At 42.7% G+C, this 20,649-nt stretch carries 22 protein-coding genes; 10 read left to right on the plus strand and 12 right to left on the minus strand.

What is annotated here, in order from left to right; translation table 11 throughout:
- Nucleotides 1-6 precede the first annotated feature (6 nt).
- Nucleotides 7-972, plus strand: coding sequence for a thioredoxin-disulfide reductase (gene trxB, locus Q0993_RS18485; protein WP_299535925.1), 966 nt, complete (start codon nucleotides 7-9; stop codon nucleotides 970-972).
- 79 nt (nucleotides 973-1,051) lie between these two features.
- Here trxB and Q0993_RS18490 read toward each other — a convergent pair whose 3' ends face one another.
- The 8 genes from Q0993_RS18490 to Q0993_RS18525 all read right to left on the minus strand — a co-directional run bounded on the left by Q0993_RS18490 (nucleotide 1,052) and on the right by Q0993_RS18525 (nucleotide 7,947).
- Nucleotides 1,052-1,498, minus strand: a complete 447-nt coding sequence (locus tag Q0993_RS18490; protein ID WP_299535927.1) for a hypothetical protein — start codon at nucleotides 1,496-1,498, stop codon at nucleotides 1,052-1,054.
- 119 nt (nucleotides 1,499-1,617) lie between these two features.
- On the minus strand, nucleotides 1,618-2,673 hold the full coding sequence (locus tag Q0993_RS18495; RefSeq protein ID WP_299535929.1) for an aminotransferase class I/II-fold pyridoxal phosphate-dependent enzyme: 1,056 nt from the start codon (nucleotides 2,671-2,673) through the stop codon (nucleotides 1,618-1,620).
- Complete coding sequence (locus Q0993_RS18500) at nucleotides 2,673-3,683, minus strand: dipeptide epimerase (protein WP_299535932.1); 1,011 nt, start codon at nucleotides 3,681-3,683, stop codon at nucleotides 2,673-2,675. Before Q0993_RS18500 ends, Q0993_RS18495 begins: the two co-directional genes overlap by 1 nt.
- Before the next feature lie 98 nt (nucleotides 3,684-3,781).
- The gene (locus tag Q0993_RS18505; protein ID WP_299535934.1) at nucleotides 3,782-4,516 is read right to left on the minus strand and encodes a head GIN domain-containing protein; all 735 of its coding nucleotides are present in this window, start codon (nucleotides 4,514-4,516) and stop codon (nucleotides 3,782-3,784) included.
- Nucleotides 4,517-4,625: 109 nt separating this feature from the next.
- On the minus strand, nucleotides 4,626-6,452 hold the full coding sequence (locus tag Q0993_RS18510; protein ID WP_299535936.1) for a PspC domain-containing protein: 1,827 nt from the start codon (nucleotides 6,450-6,452) through the stop codon (nucleotides 4,626-4,628).
- A gap of 3 nt (nucleotides 6,453-6,455) precedes the next feature.
- Complete coding sequence (locus Q0993_RS18515; protein ID WP_299537373.1) at nucleotides 6,456-6,791, minus strand: PadR family transcriptional regulator; 336 nt, start codon at nucleotides 6,789-6,791, stop codon at nucleotides 6,456-6,458.
- Nucleotides 6,792-6,946: 155 nt separating this feature from the next.
- Nucleotides 6,947-7,468, minus strand: coding sequence for a nuclear transport factor 2 family protein (locus Q0993_RS18520; RefSeq protein WP_299535939.1), 522 nt, complete (start codon nucleotides 7,466-7,468; stop codon nucleotides 6,947-6,949).
- Nucleotides 7,465-7,947 (minus strand): DUF4870 domain-containing protein, encoded by a 483-nt coding sequence (locus Q0993_RS18525; RefSeq protein ID WP_299535941.1) that lies wholly within the window; start codon nucleotides 7,945-7,947, stop codon nucleotides 7,465-7,467. The genes Q0993_RS18520 and Q0993_RS18525 overlap by 4 nt, the downstream gene beginning before the upstream one ends.
- Before the next feature lie 132 nt (nucleotides 7,948-8,079).
- Here Q0993_RS18525 and Q0993_RS18530 point away from each other — a divergent pair, with 132 nt between their 5' ends.
- From Q0993_RS18530 to Q0993_RS18555, 6 genes are all read left to right on the plus strand, one after another.
- A complete protein-coding gene (locus Q0993_RS18530; RefSeq protein WP_299535943.1) occupies nucleotides 8,080-8,535 on the plus strand; it encodes a DUF4442 domain-containing protein in 456 nt (151 codons plus the stop codon).
- 102 nt (nucleotides 8,536-8,637) lie between these two features.
- Nucleotides 8,638-9,738 (plus strand): sensor histidine kinase, encoded by a 1,101-nt coding sequence (locus tag Q0993_RS18535; RefSeq protein WP_299535945.1) that lies wholly within the window; start codon nucleotides 8,638-8,640, stop codon nucleotides 9,736-9,738.
- Complete coding sequence (locus Q0993_RS18540) at nucleotides 9,739-10,452, plus strand: LytTR family DNA-binding domain-containing protein (RefSeq protein WP_299535948.1); 714 nt, start codon at nucleotides 9,739-9,741, stop codon at nucleotides 10,450-10,452.
- Between the two features lie 158 nt (nucleotides 10,453-10,610).
- The gene (locus Q0993_RS18545) at nucleotides 10,611-10,952 is read left to right on the plus strand and encodes a hypothetical protein (protein ID WP_299535950.1); all 342 of its coding nucleotides are present in this window, start codon (nucleotides 10,611-10,613) and stop codon (nucleotides 10,950-10,952) included.
- A 463-nt stretch (nucleotides 10,953-11,415) separates the two neighbouring features.
- The gene (locus Q0993_RS18550; protein ID WP_299535952.1) at nucleotides 11,416-12,213 is read left to right on the plus strand and encodes a TIGR00266 family protein; all 798 of its coding nucleotides are present in this window, start codon (nucleotides 11,416-11,418) and stop codon (nucleotides 12,211-12,213) included.
- Between the two features lie 388 nt (nucleotides 12,214-12,601).
- Entirely contained in the window at nucleotides 12,602-13,255 is a 654-nt protein-coding gene (locus Q0993_RS18555) for a DUF2461 domain-containing protein (RefSeq protein ID WP_299535954.1), read from the plus strand.
- A gap of 20 nt (nucleotides 13,256-13,275) precedes the next feature.
- On the opposite strand, the gene Q0993_RS18560 is transcribed toward Q0993_RS18555, so the two are convergent.
- Complete coding sequence (locus Q0993_RS18560; protein WP_299535958.1) at nucleotides 13,276-14,151, minus strand: AraC family transcriptional regulator; 876 nt, start codon at nucleotides 14,149-14,151, stop codon at nucleotides 13,276-13,278.
- Between the two features lie 21 nt (nucleotides 14,152-14,172).
- Here Q0993_RS18560 and Q0993_RS18565 point away from each other — a divergent pair, with 21 nt between their 5' ends.
- The 3 genes from Q0993_RS18565 to Q0993_RS18575 are packed head-to-tail and all read left to right on the plus strand — an operon-like array spanning nucleotide 14,173 to nucleotide 16,963.
- On the plus strand, nucleotides 14,173-15,099 hold the full coding sequence (locus Q0993_RS18565; protein ID WP_299535960.1) for a TIM barrel protein: 927 nt from the start codon (nucleotides 14,173-14,175) through the stop codon (nucleotides 15,097-15,099).
- Nucleotides 15,087-15,914, plus strand: a complete 828-nt coding sequence (locus Q0993_RS18570; protein WP_299535962.1) for a phosphogluconate dehydrogenase C-terminal domain-containing protein — start codon at nucleotides 15,087-15,089, stop codon at nucleotides 15,912-15,914. Before Q0993_RS18565 ends, Q0993_RS18570 begins: the two co-directional genes overlap by 13 nt.
- A 32-nt stretch (nucleotides 15,915-15,946) precedes the next feature.
- Complete coding sequence (locus Q0993_RS18575; RefSeq protein ID WP_299535964.1) at nucleotides 15,947-16,963, plus strand: Gfo/Idh/MocA family oxidoreductase; 1,017 nt, start codon at nucleotides 15,947-15,949, stop codon at nucleotides 16,961-16,963.
- Between the two features lie 7 nt (nucleotides 16,964-16,970).
- Here Q0993_RS18575 and Q0993_RS18580 read toward each other — a convergent pair whose 3' ends face one another.
- The 3 genes from Q0993_RS18580 to Q0993_RS18590 are packed head-to-tail and all read right to left on the minus strand — an operon-like array spanning nucleotide 16,971 to nucleotide 20,649.
- Complete coding sequence (locus Q0993_RS18580; RefSeq protein ID WP_299535967.1) at nucleotides 16,971-18,686, minus strand: hypothetical protein; 1,716 nt, start codon at nucleotides 18,684-18,686, stop codon at nucleotides 16,971-16,973.
- The gene (locus tag Q0993_RS18585) at nucleotides 18,683-19,690 is read right to left on the minus strand and encodes a sugar ABC transporter substrate-binding protein (protein ID WP_299535970.1); all 1,008 of its coding nucleotides are present in this window, start codon (nucleotides 19,688-19,690) and stop codon (nucleotides 18,683-18,685) included. Before Q0993_RS18585 ends, Q0993_RS18580 begins: the two co-directional genes overlap by 4 nt.
- The gene (locus Q0993_RS18590; protein WP_299535973.1) at nucleotides 19,669-20,649 is read right to left on the minus strand and encodes an ABC transporter permease; all 981 of its coding nucleotides are present in this window, start codon (nucleotides 20,647-20,649) and stop codon (nucleotides 19,669-19,671) included. The genes Q0993_RS18585 and Q0993_RS18590 overlap by 22 nt, the downstream gene beginning before the upstream one ends.

Below are 20,649 nucleotides of genomic sequence, written 5' to 3' on the forward strand. Positions count from 1 at the left end.
TTGAATATGTCGGAGAAAACAGAAAGATTAAAAACGGTAATAATAGGCTCGGGACCTGCGGGCTATACGGCGGCCATCTATGCCGCGAGGGCAGATTTAAAACCGGTCATGTATACGGGTATGGAGCCTGGAGGGCAATTGACCACAACTACGGAAGTGGACAATTTTCCGGGTTATCCCGAGGGTATAGACGGGCCTACTATGATGGTTCAATTACAACAACAGGCCGAGCGTTTCGGTACAGATGTACGTATAGGAATGGTGACGGCGGTTGAATTAAATGATGAAATTGGGGGTATCCACAAATTGACCATAGATGATGACAAAGTAATTGAAGCGGAGACTGTTATCATTTCCACAGGGGCTTCGGCCAAATACCTTAACCTTCCCAGTGAGCAACGTTTGCGGGGCGGTGGCGTTTCGGCCTGTGCCGTGTGTGATGGATTCTTCTATAAGGGGCAGAATGTGGCCATTGTTGGAGGAGGTGACACCGCAGCGGAAGAGGCCTCCTATTTGGCCAACATCTGTAACAAGGTTACCATGTTGATACGTAAGGACCATATGCGAGCCTCCAAGGCCATGCAACATAGGGTGAATAATTTGAAGAATATTGATGTCCGCTATAACACGGAAATCGATGAGGTTTTGGGAGACCAGGTGGTAGAAGGTTTACGGATGGTGAATAACCAGACCGGGAAAAAGGAGGAAATTGCCATTACAGGTCTATTTATTGCTATTGGGCATACGCCAAATACGGGTATTTTTAAAGGGCAATTGGATATGGATGAAACCGGTTATATCCTTACCAAGGGGAAGTCTACCAAGACCAATAAACCTGGGGTTTTTGCAAGTGGCGATGCACAAGACAAAGAATATAGGCAGGCGGTAACCGCTGCGGGCACAGGTTGTATGGCAGCTTTGGATGCCGAGCGTTACCTGGCTACGGTCGAAACTCCGGAAGAAGTTATATAAGGGTACGTGATTTATACGCATAATGTAAAAGGGCCACTGTTTTCATCAGTGGCCCTTTTACATTTTTGAACTTGTATTCTTAATCAATACGTTGATAATTCTCAGAAAAAGTCCGATTTCCGTCCTCATCATAGGATATTTGGCTGTAGGAGTTGGGATGTAATTGTAGTTCGAACTTGAACACCTCTATAGTGTCCACAACGCCCATCATTACTTTGGAGCCATATTCCAGTCGTTCCTGCAAAGTGTCTATGGTATTGCTATACGTCCCAAAACCAAACCACTCATTAGGGTCGTCCGGCGAATAGCGGGTCCACATTACCTTTCCTTTACTATAAATCTTAACCTGTCTATATCCATTGACGTTAGGAATGGTGTCGGATACATTTATTCCATCGTAATTAAAACGGTTGATGAGTTCCCAAGTTCCTTCCAAAGAGGGTTCCGATTGTTGTTCGGATGTTGTCATGTGGGTAGCGGAAACCAAGAACAACATCAAAAAAATTAAGGCGAGTAACTTTTTCATGGTCGTGTTCTTTATATTAGTGATTATTCAGTGTATCAAAAGTTACGAATTTTTTTGTTAAATCCATAATTATTGCACCTTAATAATGAGAAATCGTCAACAGCTCCAAGGATAGAAAATCAATAGGATTTATAGGCGTTGATCAGTGCCGTTAAATCCAAAATATCTTGTTTGGTGTGATGGGCACTTAGAACAATTCTACTCTTAAGTCCGGCATGTTCGTTTGGATAATTGAAGTCGGTTAAAATAACACCGTGCTCAAAAAGATGGTTGGTAAGCTGTACATTGGAATAGCTAAAGGCTGGATGTCCTTGCATAAAATTGAAGCGCTTCCTCTCCTTTACATTCTCCAAAAAATGAGCTATATTTTTTGCCATAACCCTCCTTTTTTCCAAATAGAGCTCCTTGCTTTCGAGTAAGGTGGCCAGATAGGCTGGAGCGGCCGGACTGGCGCCACCAAAAAAAGGGGTTTTCCGTAATTGTTCCATCCTATCATTGGTGCCGAATATAGCCCCTGCCTGTATACCGAAACCCTTTCCCAAAGAGGTGCATACAATCAGTTCTTTAGGCTTTAGGGATTTTAGTATTCCAAAGACCCCACTTCCGTTAGACCCTATAACACCTATCCCGTGGGAATCGTCCGCTATTAAAATTACATTTTCCAAAGGAAGCTGTTTTAACCCTTCAAAATCGGGATAGTGCGCCCCGGAAAAATCGATGGAATCCAGTAAAACGACCGGAGTACTTTTGCTGTTTCCATCCAAATGCTCGCGAACGGCAATATTGAGCGAGGCAAAAGTCACCGCTTGCTTAATATTGGTGGCCAAGTGCAGGGCAGAGTGGGTGTTGGGTGCATAGAATAGCTTGTACTTTGTGGTATTGAAATATTGGGCAACGAATTGCCCGGCCAGATAGCCCGATGATAAAGTAACACAGGTGTTGCTGCCCACAAGATGGGCCAGATATGCTTCCACTTTTTTATAAATGGAAAAACGAACATTGGAATTGCGGGACGCACCGTAGTTGGTGCCGTATTTTTGTACGTTTTTAATTAAGGTATCTTGAAATTCCGTATCCGTTTGCAAACCCAAATAGGACGTTCCCCCAAAGTAGAGATAAGCCTTACCTTTTATAGCTATCTTTCGTCCAGGGAAGTTGTCGATATAATGTGCCATTACCTAAGGGTTATTCCGCTTCCGGGCAAATCCGGAAAAACTAGGTTTCCTCCTTCTTCAATTTTTACTCCATCGGCAATATCTTCTTTTAGAAGTAGTGGTCCGTCCATATCCACATAATCCAATTGGGGCAAAAGTTGGGCAATTGCGGAAATACCCACAGTGGACTCCGTCATGCAACCTACCATGGTTTTCAGTCCCATTTCCCGGGCCTTTTTCAACATCCGTAGAGCAGGGGTTAGGCCTCCACATTTGGTCAATTTAATATTGATGCCATTGAAGTGAAGGGCACATTTATCGACATCGGTCTCAACAATGCAGCTCTCATCCGCTATTACGGGAAGGACACTTTGGTGCATTACCCGCTCCATACCTTCCCAATCGTCGGCCCTAAGGGGCTGTTCCAAAAACTCTACGCCCAAATCCTGAAGCTTGGGCGCATTGTAAATGGTCTCTTCCGCTGTCCAGGCACAATTGGCGTCAATTCTAAAAATGGAATCCGTGTGTTTGCGCAGTTCCTTTACAATGTTCACATCATTGTCCGTTCCCAACTTTATTTTATAAAGGGGCCAGGGCCGTTCCTTCATTTTAGTTACCATGGTATCAATTTCGGCAATACCAATGGTATAATTGGTAATGGGGTAGTGGTCTGGTGTCGTTCCCCAAATTTCATAGAGTGGCTTTCCAAGAAGCTTTCCATGAAGATCGTGAGCGGCAAGATCCAGGGCACAGATGGCAAAATTGCTCAATCCTTTTTGGGTCAGGAATTGATGAAATTCCAAGGGAACAGAAAAATCAAAGGATTCAATTTCGTTCCGTATTCCTTCTATTTCCGCTACCATACTCTCTACGGTAATCCCGTAGTACGGATTGGAGGTGGCCTCGCCGTAACCTACTTTTCCACCTTGGGTCAAGGAAACGACCAAAGTATCTTGAAAATCATGGGATTCCCTAGAAATACTGAAGGTATGCCTCAATTGCAGAACGAATTTTTTAAGTTCTAATCGCATGCAAAAGTTTTGTTGCTAAGATAAACAAACGGGACCTTCTATAAAATCAAAACCCCGATGATATCATCGGGGTTCGTTTGCGCTAGGTTGTTATAATATCAGTCCCGTTTGGTTACACTCCCGGATAAATTCTTCTTGCTCTGTACGGAAGCCTGTCCGGAATATGAAATATTGCCGCCGCTACTGGCGTCTGCAGTAAGGGATTCCGAAACGCTTATACTTAGATTGCCACCGCTACTGGCATCCGCATGACAGGTCTTGGTATCCAATCCCTTGGCATTTATATTACCACCGCTGCTGACGTCTATGTAGGCCGACTCCGCTTCTCCCAATAGATTTAGGTTGGCTCCGCTACTTGCATCTATATCCACGTCACCGGCAACAAACTCCACATTTAAATTAGATCCACTGCTGGAGTCTATTTCCAATTTGTCCGTTTCCAAAGAATTTTTTGCGTTTAAATGCGCTCCACTAGAGCTCTTTAAAGCGGTAACCTCGGGTAAGGAAACATAGATTTTTTTTGTGGCCCTACCGATGTTCTCAATGGCATGTACCCGAAGTTTCCCATTTTTAATATCGGTGCCGATAAGGTCTATTATGTTTTCATCGGCTTCTACCATAATCTCAAAATCATCCGCTTGGGTCACATAAACGTGTAAACCTTCAGATGCGGATACCTCTGTAAAATCCTCCTTAACGGCTCGGTTTTCTTCTACTACAATGCCATTGCCTTTTTTCCCAGGTCCAAAGTCCCCGAGGTTAATATCAAAAGCACAGGATGATAAAAAGAGTGTGATTAAAAATGCAATGGTAACTTTTACTAGTGTTGTCATGATTGTTGTTTTAGATTGATGTAAAATTCGTTCTTGAAATGGTTGTTTACGCATTTATTTTGCTGAACTGTATTATTGGAGGCCTAAACTGTCGGTATGGCCAACTGTATTAATTTTTAGTTATAGTTTTTTGGGTCGTGGTCCCATCTTCCTCAATTTTCATTTTAAATGAATTGCCATCATCTCCAATATTGATGTCCAGTTTATCAGTGTCCTTGTCGCTTGCCTTAATCTTTACCCCGTCTTCATCGACCTTTAATTTAAAGGATTCACCACCTTCTTCGATGTTGATATTTATACCGTCTTCATTGATAATGATTTTATTCTCATCATCTTCGCTGGTTTCTTCATCCAACTCTTCCGGACAATCCAAGCAGATCAATTCCCCGTCCTGTGCCATTTGCCAGGTATACTTGATCATATCACATCCATTTAAATCACGATCATTGTCGGCCCTTAGCGTCCAACAACGACCGTTGTCCCTTTCATAGTTAACGACCATACCCGTGGGAAGAAAAAGCTCCGCCCTTACTTCCTGATCCTTAAACTTGTTTTCACGGCCGGTAGTCAGGTAATTGTCCAAGACTAGGTTGTTACCTTCCATACGATAGCCGTATTGGATTTTTTCGGCGGTCGCCCTCGCCTCGTTAAAGGATGACCCATTGGCTTCCTTGCGCATTTTTAACCGGATAACCGAGTCCTTGGATTTTTTTACGGTAAGTCGCACATTTTCCGAAAGTAAGACCTCTTCGCCCTGATCATTCTGGATAAGGTGCATATTATCAATACGAATGTGCCTTCCTTGATCAATGAGATCGGAGGACAGAATGGCAATATTCAAAGTGTCCGTGGCACTGTCCACATAAAAAGTATCCTCTACTGTGGTGCTACCGGAGTAGGCATGGGCGGCCGCCTGTCGAATCCCGAAGACGATGAGTATTATTATGGAAATCAACCATAGTCCCAGTAACGAAAATTTAGCTACGTTGCCAATGGACTTTAGATTGGTGACCAAAATCTTAAGCCCCAAGTAAAGCACAAAGAAAAAGGGAATGCCTACAGCGAAAAATACAAACAGGGACATTAACCATACAGGTGCACTGCTAGAATTTACAATATTGTAAAAATCTACACCCGGTATGTTTACCACATCGGCGATGCCAACCGTCAAGAGGCCTATAAACAAACCGATAATGGTGGCTGCACCAACAATGATCAAGATAATTCCAATGAATTTTGCGATAATCTTAAAAAAGAAGAGAACAATATCCCCTAGGGTGTCAAAAAAAGTCTTTCCACTACTCTTTACCTTGTTGCCGACCTTTTCATAATCTACGCTTTTTACCTTCTCGGCAACATCTTCAAACCCTTCCTTTACCTTTCGTTCTATGTTACTGATGTTAATGGCCTCGCCCCGCATATCCAATTTTTGGGCGGTACTGGAAGCTTCCGGTATCAAAATCCATAACAGGCCATAGATAAGGATAAAGCCTCCTCCGGAACCCAGGGTTAGGAATATCCATAAAAGACGTATCCATAAAGGATCAATACCTAAATAATGTCCCAAACCAGAGGATACACCGGCCACATATTTCTGTTCGGTATCCCTATATAGCTTTTTTACACGTCTAGGCTCGGTTTTAGGCCTTGGTTCATCCTCAAAGATATCCTCGTCTACCATGTAGTCTTCGGGCTGCCCCATTATGGTGATGACCTCGTCCACTTGTTTTTGTGTAATGACCTGGCGCTCATTTTCCATTTTTTCCTGGAAAAGTTCGGCTATTCTTGCCTCAATATCGGCTAGGATTTCATCGCTGCCGGGTGTGTTGGCAAAGGAACGTTTTATGGCCTCCAGATAGCGTCGCATTTTGTTGTACGCATCTTCATCAATATGAAAGAGTATATTGGCGAGATTTATATTTACTGTCTTGTTCATTTTTTAATTGTTTTTTTTGTTGGTTACCAGATTAGTGGCCTTTCGCAATTCGTCCCATGTAGTATCCAGTTCCTTTAAGAACATTTTCCCGGTTTCTGTTAACGTATAGTATTTTCGCGGTGGCCCGGAAGTGGATTCTTCCCAACGATAGTTGAGCAGCCCCGCATTCTTTAAACGGGTGAGCAGAGGATAGATGGTGCCTTCCACTACCAACATCTTGGCATCCTTTAAGGTCCCCAGAATTTCAGAGGCATACTTGTCCTTTCCATCGAGGATGGAAAGTATGCAATACTCCAAAACCCCTTTTCGCATCTGTGCTTTTGTATTCTCTACGTTCATAATTTCTTTTTTCTTTTTATGCGACGCTTTCTTTCCTGTATTTGAAGTGGTAGTCTGCATGGATTAACTGTTCGTTTTTTGATCGATGAATAAACATCCTAAATTGATTTGATTGACGGTTAAACTCCTTTTTTTAGGGTGTGATGAATACCCTTTTATAATTCTTGTTGTGTTGATTGATGATCATAGCTTAATTCCCGCTTAATTTTCCAAGTACCCTCGTCCAAAATCCAGACATGGGTAAACTTTGCGATATCTCCCTTTTGATATTCCTGGTTTTCATTAAGAAATTCAAATCGATGTACACCATGTTGAATGGCGCCATATAGTTCACCTTCCTTATATAGGGGAAAAACCTCTAGGGAATCGCTTAACAAAATTCGCTTTGCAGGTTGTGGGTCATTTGGATTTCGCTTGGCACAGTTTTCCTCTATAGGTGTCAAGAAGTTGCTTTTACCCAAAGTAATCCCGCCCTTATCATGATAAAATTCAAAATCCTCACTGAACAAGTCAGCCATGGTACCAGTATCGCATCGGTTAAAGGCAGCATCAAAAAGGATGCTATCCCTTTCCTTCAACGATTGGAACAATTCCGATTTTTGATCTACTTGGGCACCTGCTAAAGCGTGTACCAGAAATAGGATTAAAAATATGATGTATTTAACGAGATGTATCATTTTATAAAATTTATGGTTATGGGGTATTTAAAAGACTCACCTTCATTGGTTCGTATGGTCCCCAAGATGGTATAGACAATATTGACGATAAAGAGGGCACCCTGTAACAATCCCACAGCGCCCAATGGCCATACCCACCTCCCAAACCTAAAATCATCACTGTCAAAATGGAAGTTAAGGTTGTTGAGATTGTTGAGACCGTCAAAACCAAAATGGGAAAAATTGAAAAGGTCGGGAAGAAAGCTCACAAAAAAGGGGACACTTATTAAACCTGCCACTATGGAATACAAAAGCAAACTTATTTGAAAGTTTAAGACCTGTTTTCCATTGTAGTCCACAAAATCGTATTCCTTCTTATTGGCCGTCCATAACACCAAGGGTAATATGAAATTTCCAAAGGGAATGAAGAACTTGGAAAAAGTGGATGCATGTATAATTGCGGACAGATTTTTTTCGTGTTTGCTCAAAGTATTTTCCATCACCTATTATTTTCTTATACAAATATATGTCTAAAAGAAGGTACTTTGCAAAACATAGTACTAACATTTAACAAAAAATTAACAAATTTGAATTTGATTTTTTTCAATACATTTAATGAAAAATAACACGCAATGGCAGTATCCACGGGCAAGTTCAACACTTTCATATTTTTTAAACTTCCATCTGCCTGGTGGTGTGGTGTTCGTTTGCGATATATGGACCAGAGTAAGGCAGTAGTCACGGTAAGGCACAGATGGATCAACCAAAATCCCTTCAAAAGTATGTTTTGGGCGGTTCAGGGTATGGCGGCTGAACTGAGTACTGGAGCCATGGTCATTGCACAGATTCGCGAAAGCGGACAACGAATTTCAATGCTAGTGGCCAACAATAAAGCCAACTTTTCTAAAAAGGCTACTGGGAAAATAACCTTTACATGTAAAGATGGCCATTTGATAGAGGGCGCGCTTCAGAAAACCATGGAGACTGGGGAGGGGCAGACCTTTTGGATGAAATCCATAGGAGTCAATGAAGATGGGGTGGTAGTGTCTACCTTCGATTTTGAATGGACGGTAAAGCTTAAGACATGAGCGGGAAGAAGGTGGGGTCTACATGTTTGTACTAAAAAAGGCTTCGTTCGTATCAATTAATTCCGTGTTGGTAGCTTTTGGGAACGGTAATGAGTTAAGGTTGTGTATTTTAGTACAATGTTTTTGCTCTCCAAGGTATATGAAAGATGGACATGGGAACGCATCTCCCGGCATATATTGTACTGGTGTAGTTGGTGGGGATTTTATGCGCTGGTAAACACGAACTCCTATTCGAATGGCAGTTATGTGGACTGGCTTTTGGTGGAACTTTTTGTGCTTCCCGTTAAATTGACCATTACGTATTTTGTCATTTACTATCTGCTACCGCGATTCTCTGAAAAAAGGCGGTATTTCTTGCTCTTGTTCCTAACCCTTGTACTTTGTTTCCTTGGGTCTATGGTGCTTAGGACTATGGAAATATGCTCTCTACAGTCTTGGCTTTTGCTGTCCCATGAATTGTCATGTGCTTGGGGAAAGGCACCCTTTTTTGTCTTTAAAATGGTCTATAAGGCCTTGGATTTGTTGTTTGTGGTTTCCTTGGTGGCCATCATTAAGTTTATCCAGCAGCAGATTGTCTATGAACGAAAGACTAAAAACCTGCTCACCCAAAAATTGGAGACCGAGCTGCAATTTTTAAAGCACCAGTTACAGCCCCATTTTCTCTTTAACACTTTGAACAACCTGTATGGATTAATCCTTACCAAGAGCGAAAAAGCGGGGGATATGGTGGTTAAGCTATCGGAAATCATGAGCTATATGTTGTATGAATCCAATGAGACTCTGGTACCGGTGGAAAACGAACTGGCCAATTTAAAGAATTATATAGCCCTTGAAAAGATACGGTACGGTGATGAACTACAAATAGATTATGAAGTATTAGGGGAAACGAAGGATAAAAAAATCCCACCCTTGGTTTTGATTTCCTTTGTGGAAAACGCATTTAAACATGGACCTTCTTCCAATTTGGAAATCAGTTGGATCAAAATCTCGGCGGAAGTACACGCACAACGATTTCTGTTTGTTGTAGAGAACAGCCTTCCATTGTCCGAATCGGGAAAAGAAAAGAAGAGCTCCCAGGTCAATAGCGGTATTGGGCTGAACAATGTGCGCAAGCGTCTAGACCTTATCTATGGAGAGGACTATGGACTCCAGATTGTCCAAGAGGAAACTTTTTTAATAAAATTTAGTATAAACTATCAGTAAGTGGAGCAAATACGTTGCCTAATTTTGGATGATGAGCCCATTGCCATTACGGTCATTGAGTCGCACCTAAACGAATTCAAGGACCTGGAAATTATAGCAAAGTGCAGGAGTGCCTCAGAAGCTTTTGAAGTACTCCGAAAGGAAAAAGTAGACCTGATTTTCTTGGATATTGAGATGCCCAAATTGGACGGGCTTTCCTTTTTGAAATCGCTTAAGGACCCGCCATTGGTTTTAATAACCACGGCCCATCGCAACTTTGCCTTGGACGGGTTTGAATTGGATGTGGTTGACTATTTATTGAAACCCATTCCCTTAGATCGTCTTATGCAGGCGATTGCCAAGGTGCGGCGCCAGCTGCGAACGGACCAAGAATATCGTTCCCATGGATTTGATCCCTTGCCCTACATCTTTGTGAAGAGCGACCGGGAAAACGTAAAAATTAACCTAAGGGATATTCGATATATAGAAAGCCTAAAAAATCATGTAAAAATTGTCACCGACCAGAAAAACCATATTACTATGGTGAGCATTGGTGAAATGCAGCATAAATTGCCCAAAAGTCTTTTCCTCCGAATTCACCGATCTTTTTTGGTCAATCTCAGTCATATCCAAAATTACACCAATACCTATGTGGTCATTGATCGGAAATCCTTTCCGTTGGGCAATGTATACAAGAATACCGTATTGGAGGTATTGGACAAAAACAGGATTTAACCATACTTCCCATCTTTTGATTTGCCTCCCACAATTGATAGGGTTGTTTCATCTGTTCGTATGGCAAAAGCGGCTGTTCGGCATTTTAGATTCCAGCGAAGGGATTAAGATTCTAATTTAGACATGAATCTAATGTATAATCTTAAAATCCTTTGACCATGGGAAAAATCAAAAAGATTTTCGGAATAATAACCACCATTAGTCTCTTCATGTTTACCAATGAAGCCATAGCGGATCTTCCTTATGACAATTCGGATCCGAGGGTACAACAACGTAATAATAAGGTTAGGATGACCTTTTTCAATGAGGAAGAAGCCGTCTATACCGTAGAAATTTTTTCCTCAGATTACGAATTGATACGTAAGGAGGTATTAGGGGATGCCGTAGTAGTGGGTAAAATTTTCGATTTTGGTTATTCCAAAAAGGATTTGTACCATATACGGGTATCTACTGCACAAGAAGTCTTGTTCAATAAAAGAATGCGACTTGGAATCTACTAACAACATGTAAAAATAAGCGGGTTCTTTACCGACCGGGTCCAAAAAACACTTCAAAAAATTAGTAGCGTAATCTTCAAGAAGTTTAATATGTTAAGGACATAACAAAGGCGGAACCCGCTTTTTTAGTTACACTTCGTACCGCTCAGGTCCAAAAACTTATTGATGCCTAAAAAATCACTTCAACAAGGCCTTGGTAGTCCGACTTCCATTACCAAGATCATTGATGTACTTCATCAAGTATTTAGAGCCATCCCTTTTTTACAATACCATCAACTTTCTTAGTTTTAGTGCCAAAAATAGTCGAGCTAAAAGCACGGTGGATAGAAATCCAAATTACACTGCCAGCTAAATTTAAGGGGTATTCCATTGTAACAAATGAATAGTAGTACAGACTACTATCGTAGCGCACTATGAATTGTACGGTCCCTTAAAAAGAGGCCTATGAACTTTAATACAACAAAATATGAACGCACACGAAATAGATTATGACATTTACGGGGAGGAAATGCAATATGTAGAAATTGAATTGGATCCCCAGGAAGCGGTGGTTGCCGAAGCTGGTAGCTTTATGATGATGGATTCCGATATTAAGATGGATACCATTTTTGGTGATGGCTCCAACCAGGATAGCGGGGTCTTGGGAAAATTGTTTTCCGCCGGAAAACGATTACTTACTGGCGAAAGTCTTTTTATGACGGCTTTTTTAAACATAGGTCAGGGCAAGAAGCAAGTAAGCTTTGCGGCACCTTATCCGGGTAAAATCGTGCCTATTGACCTATCCGAAAACGGAGGGAAGTTCATCTGTCAAAAAGATGCCTTTCTCTGTGCCGCAAAAGGAGTATCCGTTGGGATAGAATTCTCCAAACGCTTGGGTAGAGGGCTTTTTGGAGGAGAGGGTTTCATTATGCAAAAATTGGAAGGGGATGGAATGGCCTTTGTCCATGCCGGTGGCACCTTGGCGCGAAAGGAACTGGCCGCTGGCGAAGTTCTAAAGGTAGATACAGGCTGTATCGTTGGCTTTACCCAAAATGTGGATTATGACATTCAATTTGTGGGTGGAATCAAAAATACAGTATTTGGAGGCGAGGGCTTGTTTTTTGCTACCCTACGCGGTCCAGGAGTTGTTTACATACAATCCTTGCCCTTTAGTCGATTGGCCGGAAGGGTTTTGGCTTCGGTCCCTCGTGGCGGTAAGGATAAAGGTGAAGGCAGTCTGTTGGGCGGAATTGGGGACTTGCTGGATGGGGATAATCGGTTTTAAGTGTTGGATGCTTGGTGTTGGCTGCCAGGGCAAAATTCAAATTCGAAAAGTAGCATATTCGGCAAGATGCCATGGATTTAGGGGAACAAATAAATTCTCTGACGAATAGTTTTCCCAAAAAGGAGCTTTACAATCTATCCTCATAGATTATTTGTGCTATGGATTCGGAAGCATTGAGTATTTCCGAAGAATCAATAATTCAATCAAAACCAGAATTCCGAAAGTTTTTGGGATATTCGGCAAGATCACTTGCCGAAGTAATAACTTGTCTGCATTAAACACGCCTCAGATTAATGAATATGATAATCGCTTTTGGGAAAAAATTGTAGCTTTAGATTAAAACACCGAGCACTTAACATCGGGCATCAAACACCTGACAACCAACTTTATGGACTTCAAAAACCTTATCCATTTTTTAAGGGAACTCAATAAAAACAATACCAAAGAATGGATGGATGCCAACCGCAAATGGTATAAGGCGGTACGGGACGACTATATTTCCTGGTTGGACAAGATGGACCTCACTCTGGCAGCAATGGATGACTACTACTATACCACTCCAGGAAGGAAAGGTATCAACCGCATCAACAACAATTTAATGTTCCATCCCAACAAACCCATTTATAAGGACCATTTTGGGGCTGGACTCGATAAACGCCCCAACACAGGGGATTTCTATGTGGAAATCGGGATCGAACAATCCATGCTGGCCGGTGGGTTTTGGCGACCCGCCCCAAGAACATTGCGGAGTATTCGTGAAGCCATTGATTATGACGGGGAAGAACTCAAAAAAATCATTAACAAAAAATCGTTCAGGGAAACATTTGGCGACTTGGTCCTTGACCAGAAACTAAAAAGTGCCCCGAAGGGATTCTCTAATGACCATCCCCATATAGATCTATTGCGAAATAAGACCTTTGCGGTACTGCATTCTTTTTCCAATACGGAGGTATTGCAAAAAGATTTTGATCAAAAAGTAATCAAGGTCTATCAAGAAATGTTGCCTTTCCGAAGATATTTAAACAAGGCGGTAACGGTTTAATTGGAGCAATTCTTTTTCAATTACCACCGTACGATTTGTTCCATTTTATGTTTCCGATAATCCGAGGGAGGCATCCCTACAATTTTTTTGAAAGTTCTACTAAAAAATGCCGGGGAGGTAAACCCTGATTGATAGCAGGCCTCGGTGACGTTTGCATCTTTTTTTCGCAACATCTCGCAGGCATAGGAAACCCTTATCTCATTTAAAGTGCGGGTAAGACTTTTTAAAGTCCTTCGCTTGTAATACCTACAGAATGAGGTTTCGGTCATATTCACAAGATTGGCCATGTCCGCAACCGTAATTTTGTTTTTAAAATTGGCATAAATGTACTCTTTGATCAATCGCATTCTGCGTTCATCCAGTTCAGACCGATTGTATTCTTGTTCAATGGTCAAGAAATTAACGCATTGTTCCTCGGATAAACATATTAAGGTCTCCAAGAGGTTGGTTAGCTGATACGGGCCACTTTTCCTTGAAATTCCCACTAAGAACTTTTTAACCTTAACCGTTTCCTTCGCCTTAAAAAGAATACCACTTTTTGCCTTCCATAACAGGGCACGTACTTTGACCATTTCTGGGGTTTTGAAAAAATGGGCTCCCAAAAAATCATAGGCAAACTGAATAACCACTCCCTGGGGCGTACTGTCACTCTCCTTATGATTCTCATGCCGGAATATAACATGGGGAAAATCCTGACCCAACAAGACCAATTCACCCTCATTGAATTCCATAAATCGGTTGCCCATAATGGCAGAAACCTTTCCCTTTCTAAAGTACATGATCTCAATTTCGGGATGGTAATGCCATTTGGTATTGAGATCAAAGGGTTCTTCCTTGATAACAAAGGAGCAATGACTTTGCGGATTTATGAGTCGTAGAGCCGGAGTTTTTTTCATGGAATACGTCCTTTTTTGCCAATGGAAGGTTCCCTAAATATACAAAAAGACAAAATAGGACAAGTAAGTGAAAACAGTATGACGCATTGGGAAGAGAGAAAAGGTAATTTTGTAAGTATGGATTTGGGCATTAGCAGTTATACCTACGCTTGGGCCATAGGCATTGCAGGTCATATCCCCAATAAGGCGATGAATGCTTTTGAACTGATGGAAAAAGCGGTACGGCTCGGAGTGAATAGGGTACAGATTGCCGACAATCTTCCATTACACGGCCATACTTCCAGTGAATTGAAGGCCATTAAGAATTTTGCCTTGGAAAATGGTCTTAGTATTGAAGTCGGGATGCGTGGCATGACCCCGAGGAATTTGGAAACGTATTTGGAGTTGGCCGTTTTTTTCAATTCTCCATTTCTCCGGGCGGTGATAGATGTGGAAGGCTTTGAACCTGAAATTGATCAAATCATTGGGATTGTAAATGAGGCATTACCAAAATTTAAGAATGCCGGGCTAGTATTGGCCATGGAAAATCATGATAGATTTAAGGCACGCTCTTTTGTGGAGATTATTGAAAATACGGACAAGAAGTGGGTAGGTATTTGCCTAGATACCATTAATTCCCTTGGGGCCGATCAGTCCATTGGGGAAGTTTTAAAGGAACTCGCACCATACACGGTGAATTTTCATGTAAAAGACTACAAGATCAGGCGAAAGCCCCATAAACTGGGATTTGATGTACTAGGGGCTCCTGCCGGTCTTGGGATGATGCCCATTGATATCATATTCCAAGAATTGGCAAAACACAACCGATGCCAAAGTGCCATTTTGGAGTTGTGGACACCACCCGAACCAAATATAAAGGCTACGGTTGCAAAGGAAGAGCAATGGGCCATCCAAAGTATATCGTTTTTAAAGAACTTATTCAAAGACAAGGAAGTATGGACAAGGTAGCACTTGTAGGGGCAGGCGGCAAAATGGGCATGCGCTGCACAGATAATTTATTACATTCGGACTATGAGGTGGATTATCTTGAGGTTTCAGGAGAAGCCATTACCCGGTTACGCGAAAAGGGTGTGGAAATAGCAAATAGGGATATTGCCTTGGCACAAGCCGATATGGTTATTCTTGCCGTACCGGACATAGCTATCCGATCGGTCTCAAATGAGATTATCCCCAAGATGAAATCGGGGTCCATGGTAATCTGTTTGGATCCTGCCGCTCCCTTGGCGGGGCATTTACCCCACCGGGAAGATTTAGCGTATTATGTTACTCATCCGGCCCACCCATCGGTATTCAATTGGGAACCTACCGAGGAAGCACATTTTGATTATTATGGGGGCATTGCCGCCAAACAGACAGTGGTCTCGGCTATAATGCATGGTACCGATCAAGATTTTGAAAAGGGCGACCGCCTAACACGGACCATTTTCAGTCCCGTGACGGTAAACCATAGGATTACCGTGGAACAAATGGCCATATTAGAACCGGGTTTTAGCGAAACCCTAAGTTCCACATGTATTAAAAAAATTAGGGATGCTCTGGATGTGGTTGTCGCAAAGGGAGTCCCGGAGGCTGCCGCCCGGGATTTTATCCTAGGACACATCAACATACAATTGGCCGTGTTGTTTGGGGAGCTTCCCATAAAATTCTCCGATGCCGCGATAAAGGCATTGGAACGTGCCGAAAACATTCTTTTTAAGGAGGGTTGGGAGGATATTTTTGAAATGGACAACATCCATGAGCAGATCAAGGCCATTACGGAATAGTAGGTGCTGTTACCAAGATAGATTTTTTATTTATGGATAAGCTTAAGTTTGCCATTTTTGGCACAGGTTTTTGGGCTAACTTCCAGATTCCGGGATGGCAGGAACTAGATGGGGTAACCTGCGTGGCCGCTTACAATAGGACCCGATCCAAGGCGGACACCATGGCTCGGAAATTCGGGATTCCTAGGGTATATGATGATGCTGAGGAATTATTGGAAAAAGAGGAACTTGATTTTGTGGATATCTGTACGGATGTGAACACGCATCTGCCCGTAACTAGGTTGGCCGCAGGAAGAGGTATCCATGTGGTCTGTCAAAAACCTATGGCGCCTTCCTTAAAGCAGGCACAAGAATTGGTAGACACCTGTACAAGCAGTGGGGTAAAGCTTTTTATCAATGAAAACTTTAGATGGCAGGCCCCTATTCGGGAATTCAAGAGAATCTTGGACTCGGGCCAAATAGGAACTCCATTTAAGGCCAGGATTTCTTTTTGCAGCGCGTTCCCGGTTTTTGACAACCAGCCCTTTTTGGCGGAATTGGAACATTTTATCCTTACCGATATTGGTTCCCACGTTTTGGATATTTCCCGATTCCTTTTCGGGGAGGCCCGTACACTTTATTGTTCTACCCATCGTATAAATCCAAATATAAAGGGCGAAGACGTGGCCAATGTCTTTATGCGCATGGAAAAAGGGGTCTCCTGTTACGTGGAAATGTCCTATGCCTCACTTTTGGAAAAGGAGGCTTTTCCCCAAGTGCTTATACTGGTCGAAGCATCCAGGGGATCTCTTAAGCTTTCCCATGATTATACTATACGTATCACCACGGATACGGGTACCGAGGACAAAGTTGTAAGGCCCAAGCTGTACGATTGGATAGACCCGGAGTATGCGGTGGTACATTCCAGTATTGTGGATTGCCAACAGGATGTCTTAAACGGATTACGTGGTGAAACCTCCGAAATGACCGGAACGGACAACTTGAAGACCGTTGAATTGGTTTGGGGGAGTTATCGGTCCGCTGAAACGAACGAACTCATCAAATTCTAAGATAAGATCAATCCATAAACTTCAATTCTTTGGGCCTTAACCCAATGGACCTTTCTTCTATTCGTATAAGGATCGGGTCTTCGGTGAAATTGCCCAAGATATAGGACCTCTTCCCATTTTCCTCAAGTATCAATCCTTCGAATACTAGCGGATGGCTACTCTCGGTTTGGATTGCAAGGGCATTTTTCCTTTGGCCCAAAAAAGCAAAGACTTCGTATATAGGAAATAAGCTTCGGCCCGAATCTGATAATAGTCCTTCGTCGCCCAAGGTTTGAAAAAAAGTGGCCTGAGCCGCACTCCCTTGTATGATGTTTTTCAAGGATGCCAATGTCCATAGCGCATTTAATGGGGTCTTATGCCTATGATCCAAACGCGCCCTCGCCTGTTCTTCTTCAGATATAGCGACCGTTGCATCTGGATTCGAACGAGGTTTAAGTGTAATAGGAGAGATGTGGATAGGTTTCCCTCCGCTAATCATCTGGGCACTCTCGATGACAGATGTGAAGGTCTGCGCAGTTTCCAAAATAGACAGATCGTCAAAGGCATGTACCTGCGGATTCGCGGAAAAGGACAAAAAATCAATGGAATTGGAAGGTGGTCTTTCCCGATTGATTTGTGTAAAATAATGGTCGGTCCCCCCACCTATCGGCGCCTTACCAAAGGTTGCCCTTAGTACCGGACGTACCTTTTCCAAAAAGCCCCTTTTTGTTGTCAAGGTCTCCGTGTTCAGTGCGAGTATACTCATTATGATAAGCCCCTCCCAATTTATTTTTTTAAGCCGATTTCCCAATGCAGAAGCATTATTATTGGTAAAAAGGATAAGTTCTATGGGCAATTGTAGGCGTTTGGCCTGGACTAAATTGGATTCAACATTTTCTTCCTTTCCATCCAATCGAATTTCCACACGCAGAAAAGAAAGCTGTAAATCCTTTAGTTTTTGTAGCTCCCAATCAGAAGGAATACGGCCGTTGGCCTCAAGCCCAAGACGTGGTAGGGTGGAGGTGTTGCCCAGAATATTGAGCTTAAGGTCGGTGCCTTGGTCAAAGGACGTATCCAACAGCCTTGGAATAACCTCTAACCGTATTCTTTGGGATACTGTTTTGCCTATTTCCCAAGATAATGGGAATGGTAGTTCCAAGGGGGTGCAATAGGTCTTGTATGAGGCATCCAACCAATTGCGTTGATCTTCGGTCTCAAAAACGTCACCCTCAAAAAAGAGCTTTACTTCAGAAGTATCCGCTTCCCAGGCCATACCCTTGATGTCCTTGAACGGCTGATGTGGAGCAATAGCCTTGGGAAAGGTCTTAACAGTACTGGAACCATTGGAATGGGTTATCCGCACTTCCTTTCCGGCACATTGGTCAATAGGATGTAATACACAAAATCCGATTCGGTTGGCATCAAAATGGGAATGGGCCTCTCCATTTATTTCAAACGTAAGGGTATTTCCCGTACCCTCTATTCGACATTCCCATCGAAAGTCAATCCCCTTTTGTTTACAGGTACATTCGTAGTGCAATAGAAATCCGCCGGGGTTCTTCGTTAGAGTGGCGTTAGTTATATGGTGCGGCACGGTGCCCCAATTGGAATCCCGTACAGCAAAATAAATCATCCGCAGTAGTTCTGCATTGCCGAATCTTATATAACGTAAAAATCCGTTTTCAAAGAGGACCTCAAGATGACCAGTGCTCAAGGTCAAAGGGTTGTTCATGTCCACCATCATTGTTTAGCCCAATTTGCACCCCACATTTTGGGCGCCATTTCCTTGAGATTATCTTTATGGATGACAAAGCCCGGATCACTAATCGTTTGTTTTACGGCCCTCCCATCCAACCGATCTATAATGGCCTGTATGGAAGCATCACATTCATAATAGACATCCTGCACCCCATCGGCATCCAAATACCCTTCCACAAGCATTTTGTAGGCCATGGCATCCCCATCAAAGCCACCCAATATGACATGCTTCTGATGCCCCGTGGGATGGTACTTGTCCACATTTTTTAATGCAGAGATTATTGAAGGAAACAAAAAATCCGAACTGGAAAAAATAAACGAAATATCCGGATGGGCCTGTAAGGCGTTGGTCACTCCGGCCAGTGCTTTCTCCTGGTTCCATTCCGTAGGAATTTCGGCCACTAGTTCTATAGTGTCCGGATATTCGGCGATGGCATCGTTGAATCCGTTACGGCGATGGACTGCATTGATGTCCCCAAGGTCCCCGATTAGAATCATGGCCTTATGTTTATTACCGGATTTCCGGGCCATTTCGCACATATATTTCACCGTCTTTTTGGTAATATCATAGTTATCCGCCACAACAGTGGTATAGCTTCCTTTATTCTCTGCAGGTAGCCTGTTGTAGATAACAATGGGAATATTGGCCCTATTGGCTGCTTTAATAATCGGGATAACGGTGTGGGCATCTTTAGGCGCTATGACTATGCCATCCACCCCTCTGGAGATAAAATTGTTTATTTGCTCAAATTGTCTGTTCGCATCACCATTGGCCACCGCTTCAAGATAATCGGCTTTGTTTTTTTGGGACGCATCTTTCATAGCTTCTATACTTGCCACCCAATATTCGGTTTGTAGAATTTCAAATGATATGCCAATGGTAGTCCTTTCCAATTTTTTCGAGCAGGCACTTAGCAAAAGCCCGATGAAGGATAGCAATAATGCCGTTCCATGGAAAATGGTTCTTTTTATTTTTGGTGTATTCCCCATCTTTTCAATTTTTGCTGTTGTAGATGCCGTAGGCTATCGATCAGGACTACCAAAAAGATAACCCCACCGGTAATCAAAGGGTATAGATAAGGATCTGCGTTTACCATTACAAGGCCGTTCTGGATACATTGTACCAATAACACCCCAACCAATGTTCCGGGAAAAACGGTTCCTTTACCCCCAAAAAGGCTAGTGCCACCAAGGACGGCAGCCGCAATGGCCATAAACTCGCTTTGTAGCCCAAAGGTGGGTGAAACGGCTCCAAGTTGGGAAATGGCCACCAAACCGCCAATCGAAGCACAGAGACCGCAGATGAGGTATGCTTTAAGCAAGATTCCATTAACTTTGATACCTGCTTTCTTGGATTTTAAAGTACTGTGGCCCACAGCATAGACTTGTTTGCCAAAAACGGTCTTTGTAAGCAGTAAGTGCCCAATGACAACGACGCAAACAAATGCGATTATGGGAAATGGTATGCCAAAAAACTGTGTGGAACCAATTTTAAGAAAAGAATCCGGTAGATTGATCGCCCTTGTTTCGGAAAGGAACAATCCAAGACCGCGCCCCATATAAAACGTGGCCAAGGTGACTATGAAAGGGACAATTTTGGCCCTGACCACCAAAAAGCCATTCATCAGCCCAAAAAGTATACCCACTGCCAATACAACGGAAAAAGCCATCCACAATGGGAAGCCGGCCACTACCATTTTGCTTGAAATTACTCCCGCCAAGAACATGATAGAGCCTACAGATAAGTCTATACCGGCAGTCAATAGGACAAATGTCATTCCTGTGGCTATAATTCCCAAAGAAGAAGCCTGTGTAAGTACATTGATTAAGTTTTGGAAGGAAAAAAAACTTTGGGAAAGTAGTCCGAATACCGTTAGGACTATTGCAAAAAGAACAAAGGTCGAGTGATGTAGTAGACTTTGGACGGTTTTATTTGTTATCCATTTCAT

The sequence above is a fragment of the Ulvibacterium sp. genome (genome assembly GCF_028285715.1).
Lineage (GTDB): Bacteria > Bacteroidota > Bacteroidia > Flavobacteriales > Flavobacteriaceae > Ulvibacterium.

What these genes read in the sequence shown, in the direction of transcription:
- Q0993_RS18505 (WP_299535934.1), bottom strand. Translation starts at nt 4,516, where the DNA reads ATGACAACACTAGTAAAAGTTACCATTGCATTTTTAATCACACTCTTT.
- Q0993_RS18520 (WP_299535939.1), bottom strand. Translation starts at nt 7,468, where the DNA reads ATGATACATCTCGTTAAATACATCATATTTTTAATCCTATTTCTGGTA.
- Q0993_RS18550 (WP_299535952.1), top strand. Translation starts at nt 11,416, where the DNA reads ATGAACGCACACGAAATAGATTATGACATTTACGGGGAGGAAATGCAA.
- Q0993_RS18510 (WP_299535936.1), bottom strand. Translation starts at nt 6,452, where the DNA reads ATGAACAAGACAGTAAATATAAATCTCGCCAATATACTCTTTCATATT.
- Q0993_RS18495 (WP_299535929.1), bottom strand. Translation starts at nt 2,673, where the DNA reads ATGGCACATTATATCGACAACTTCCCTGGACGAAAGATAGCTATAAAA.
- Q0993_RS18560 (WP_299535958.1), bottom strand. Translation starts at nt 14,151, where the DNA reads ATGAAAAAAACTCCGGCTCTACGACTCATAAATCCGCAAAGTCATTGC.
- Q0993_RS18545 (WP_299535950.1), top strand. Translation starts at nt 10,611, where the DNA reads ATGGGAAAAATCAAAAAGATTTTCGGAATAATAACCACCATTAGTCTC.
- Q0993_RS18525 (WP_299535941.1), bottom strand. Translation starts at nt 7,947, where the DNA reads ATGGAAAATACTTTGAGCAAACACGAAAAAAATCTGTCCGCAATTATA.
- Q0993_RS18570 (WP_299535962.1), top strand. Translation starts at nt 15,087, where the DNA reads ATGGACAAGGTAGCACTTGTAGGGGCAGGCGGCAAAATGGGCATGCGC.
- Q0993_RS18565 (WP_299535960.1), top strand. Translation starts at nt 14,173, where the DNA reads ATGGAAGGTTCCCTAAATATACAAAAAGACAAAATAGGACAAGTAAGT.
- Q0993_RS18500 (WP_299535932.1), bottom strand. Translation starts at nt 3,683, where the DNA reads ATGCGATTAGAACTTAAAAAATTCGTTCTGCAATTGAGGCATACCTTC.
- Q0993_RS18585 (WP_299535970.1), bottom strand. Translation starts at nt 19,690, where the DNA reads ATGGGGAATACACCAAAAATAAAAAGAACCATTTTCCATGGAACGGCA.
- Q0993_RS18575 (WP_299535964.1), top strand. Translation starts at nt 15,947, where the DNA reads ATGGATAAGCTTAAGTTTGCCATTTTTGGCACAGGTTTTTGGGCTAAC.
- trxB (WP_299535925.1), top strand. Translation starts at nt 7, where the DNA reads ATGTCGGAGAAAACAGAAAGATTAAAAACGGTAATAATAGGCTCGGGA.
- Q0993_RS18590 (WP_299535973.1), bottom strand. Translation starts at nt 20,649, where the DNA reads ATGAAATGGATAACAAATAAAACCGTCCAAAGTCTACTACATCACTCG.
- Q0993_RS18555 (WP_299535954.1), top strand. Translation starts at nt 12,602, where the DNA reads ATGGACTTCAAAAACCTTATCCATTTTTTAAGGGAACTCAATAAAAAC.
- Q0993_RS18515 (WP_299537373.1), bottom strand. Translation starts at nt 6,791, where the DNA reads ATGAACGTAGAGAATACAAAAGCACAGATGCGAAAAGGGGTTTTGGAG.
- Q0993_RS18580 (WP_299535967.1), bottom strand. Translation starts at nt 18,686, where the DNA reads ATGATGGTGGACATGAACAACCCTTTGACCTTGAGCACTGGTCATCTT.
- Q0993_RS18530 (WP_299535943.1), top strand. Translation starts at nt 8,080, where the DNA reads ATGGCAGTATCCACGGGCAAGTTCAACACTTTCATATTTTTTAAACTT.
- Q0993_RS18490 (WP_299535927.1), bottom strand. Translation starts at nt 1,498, where the DNA reads ATGAAAAAGTTACTCGCCTTAATTTTTTTGATGTTGTTCTTGGTTTCC.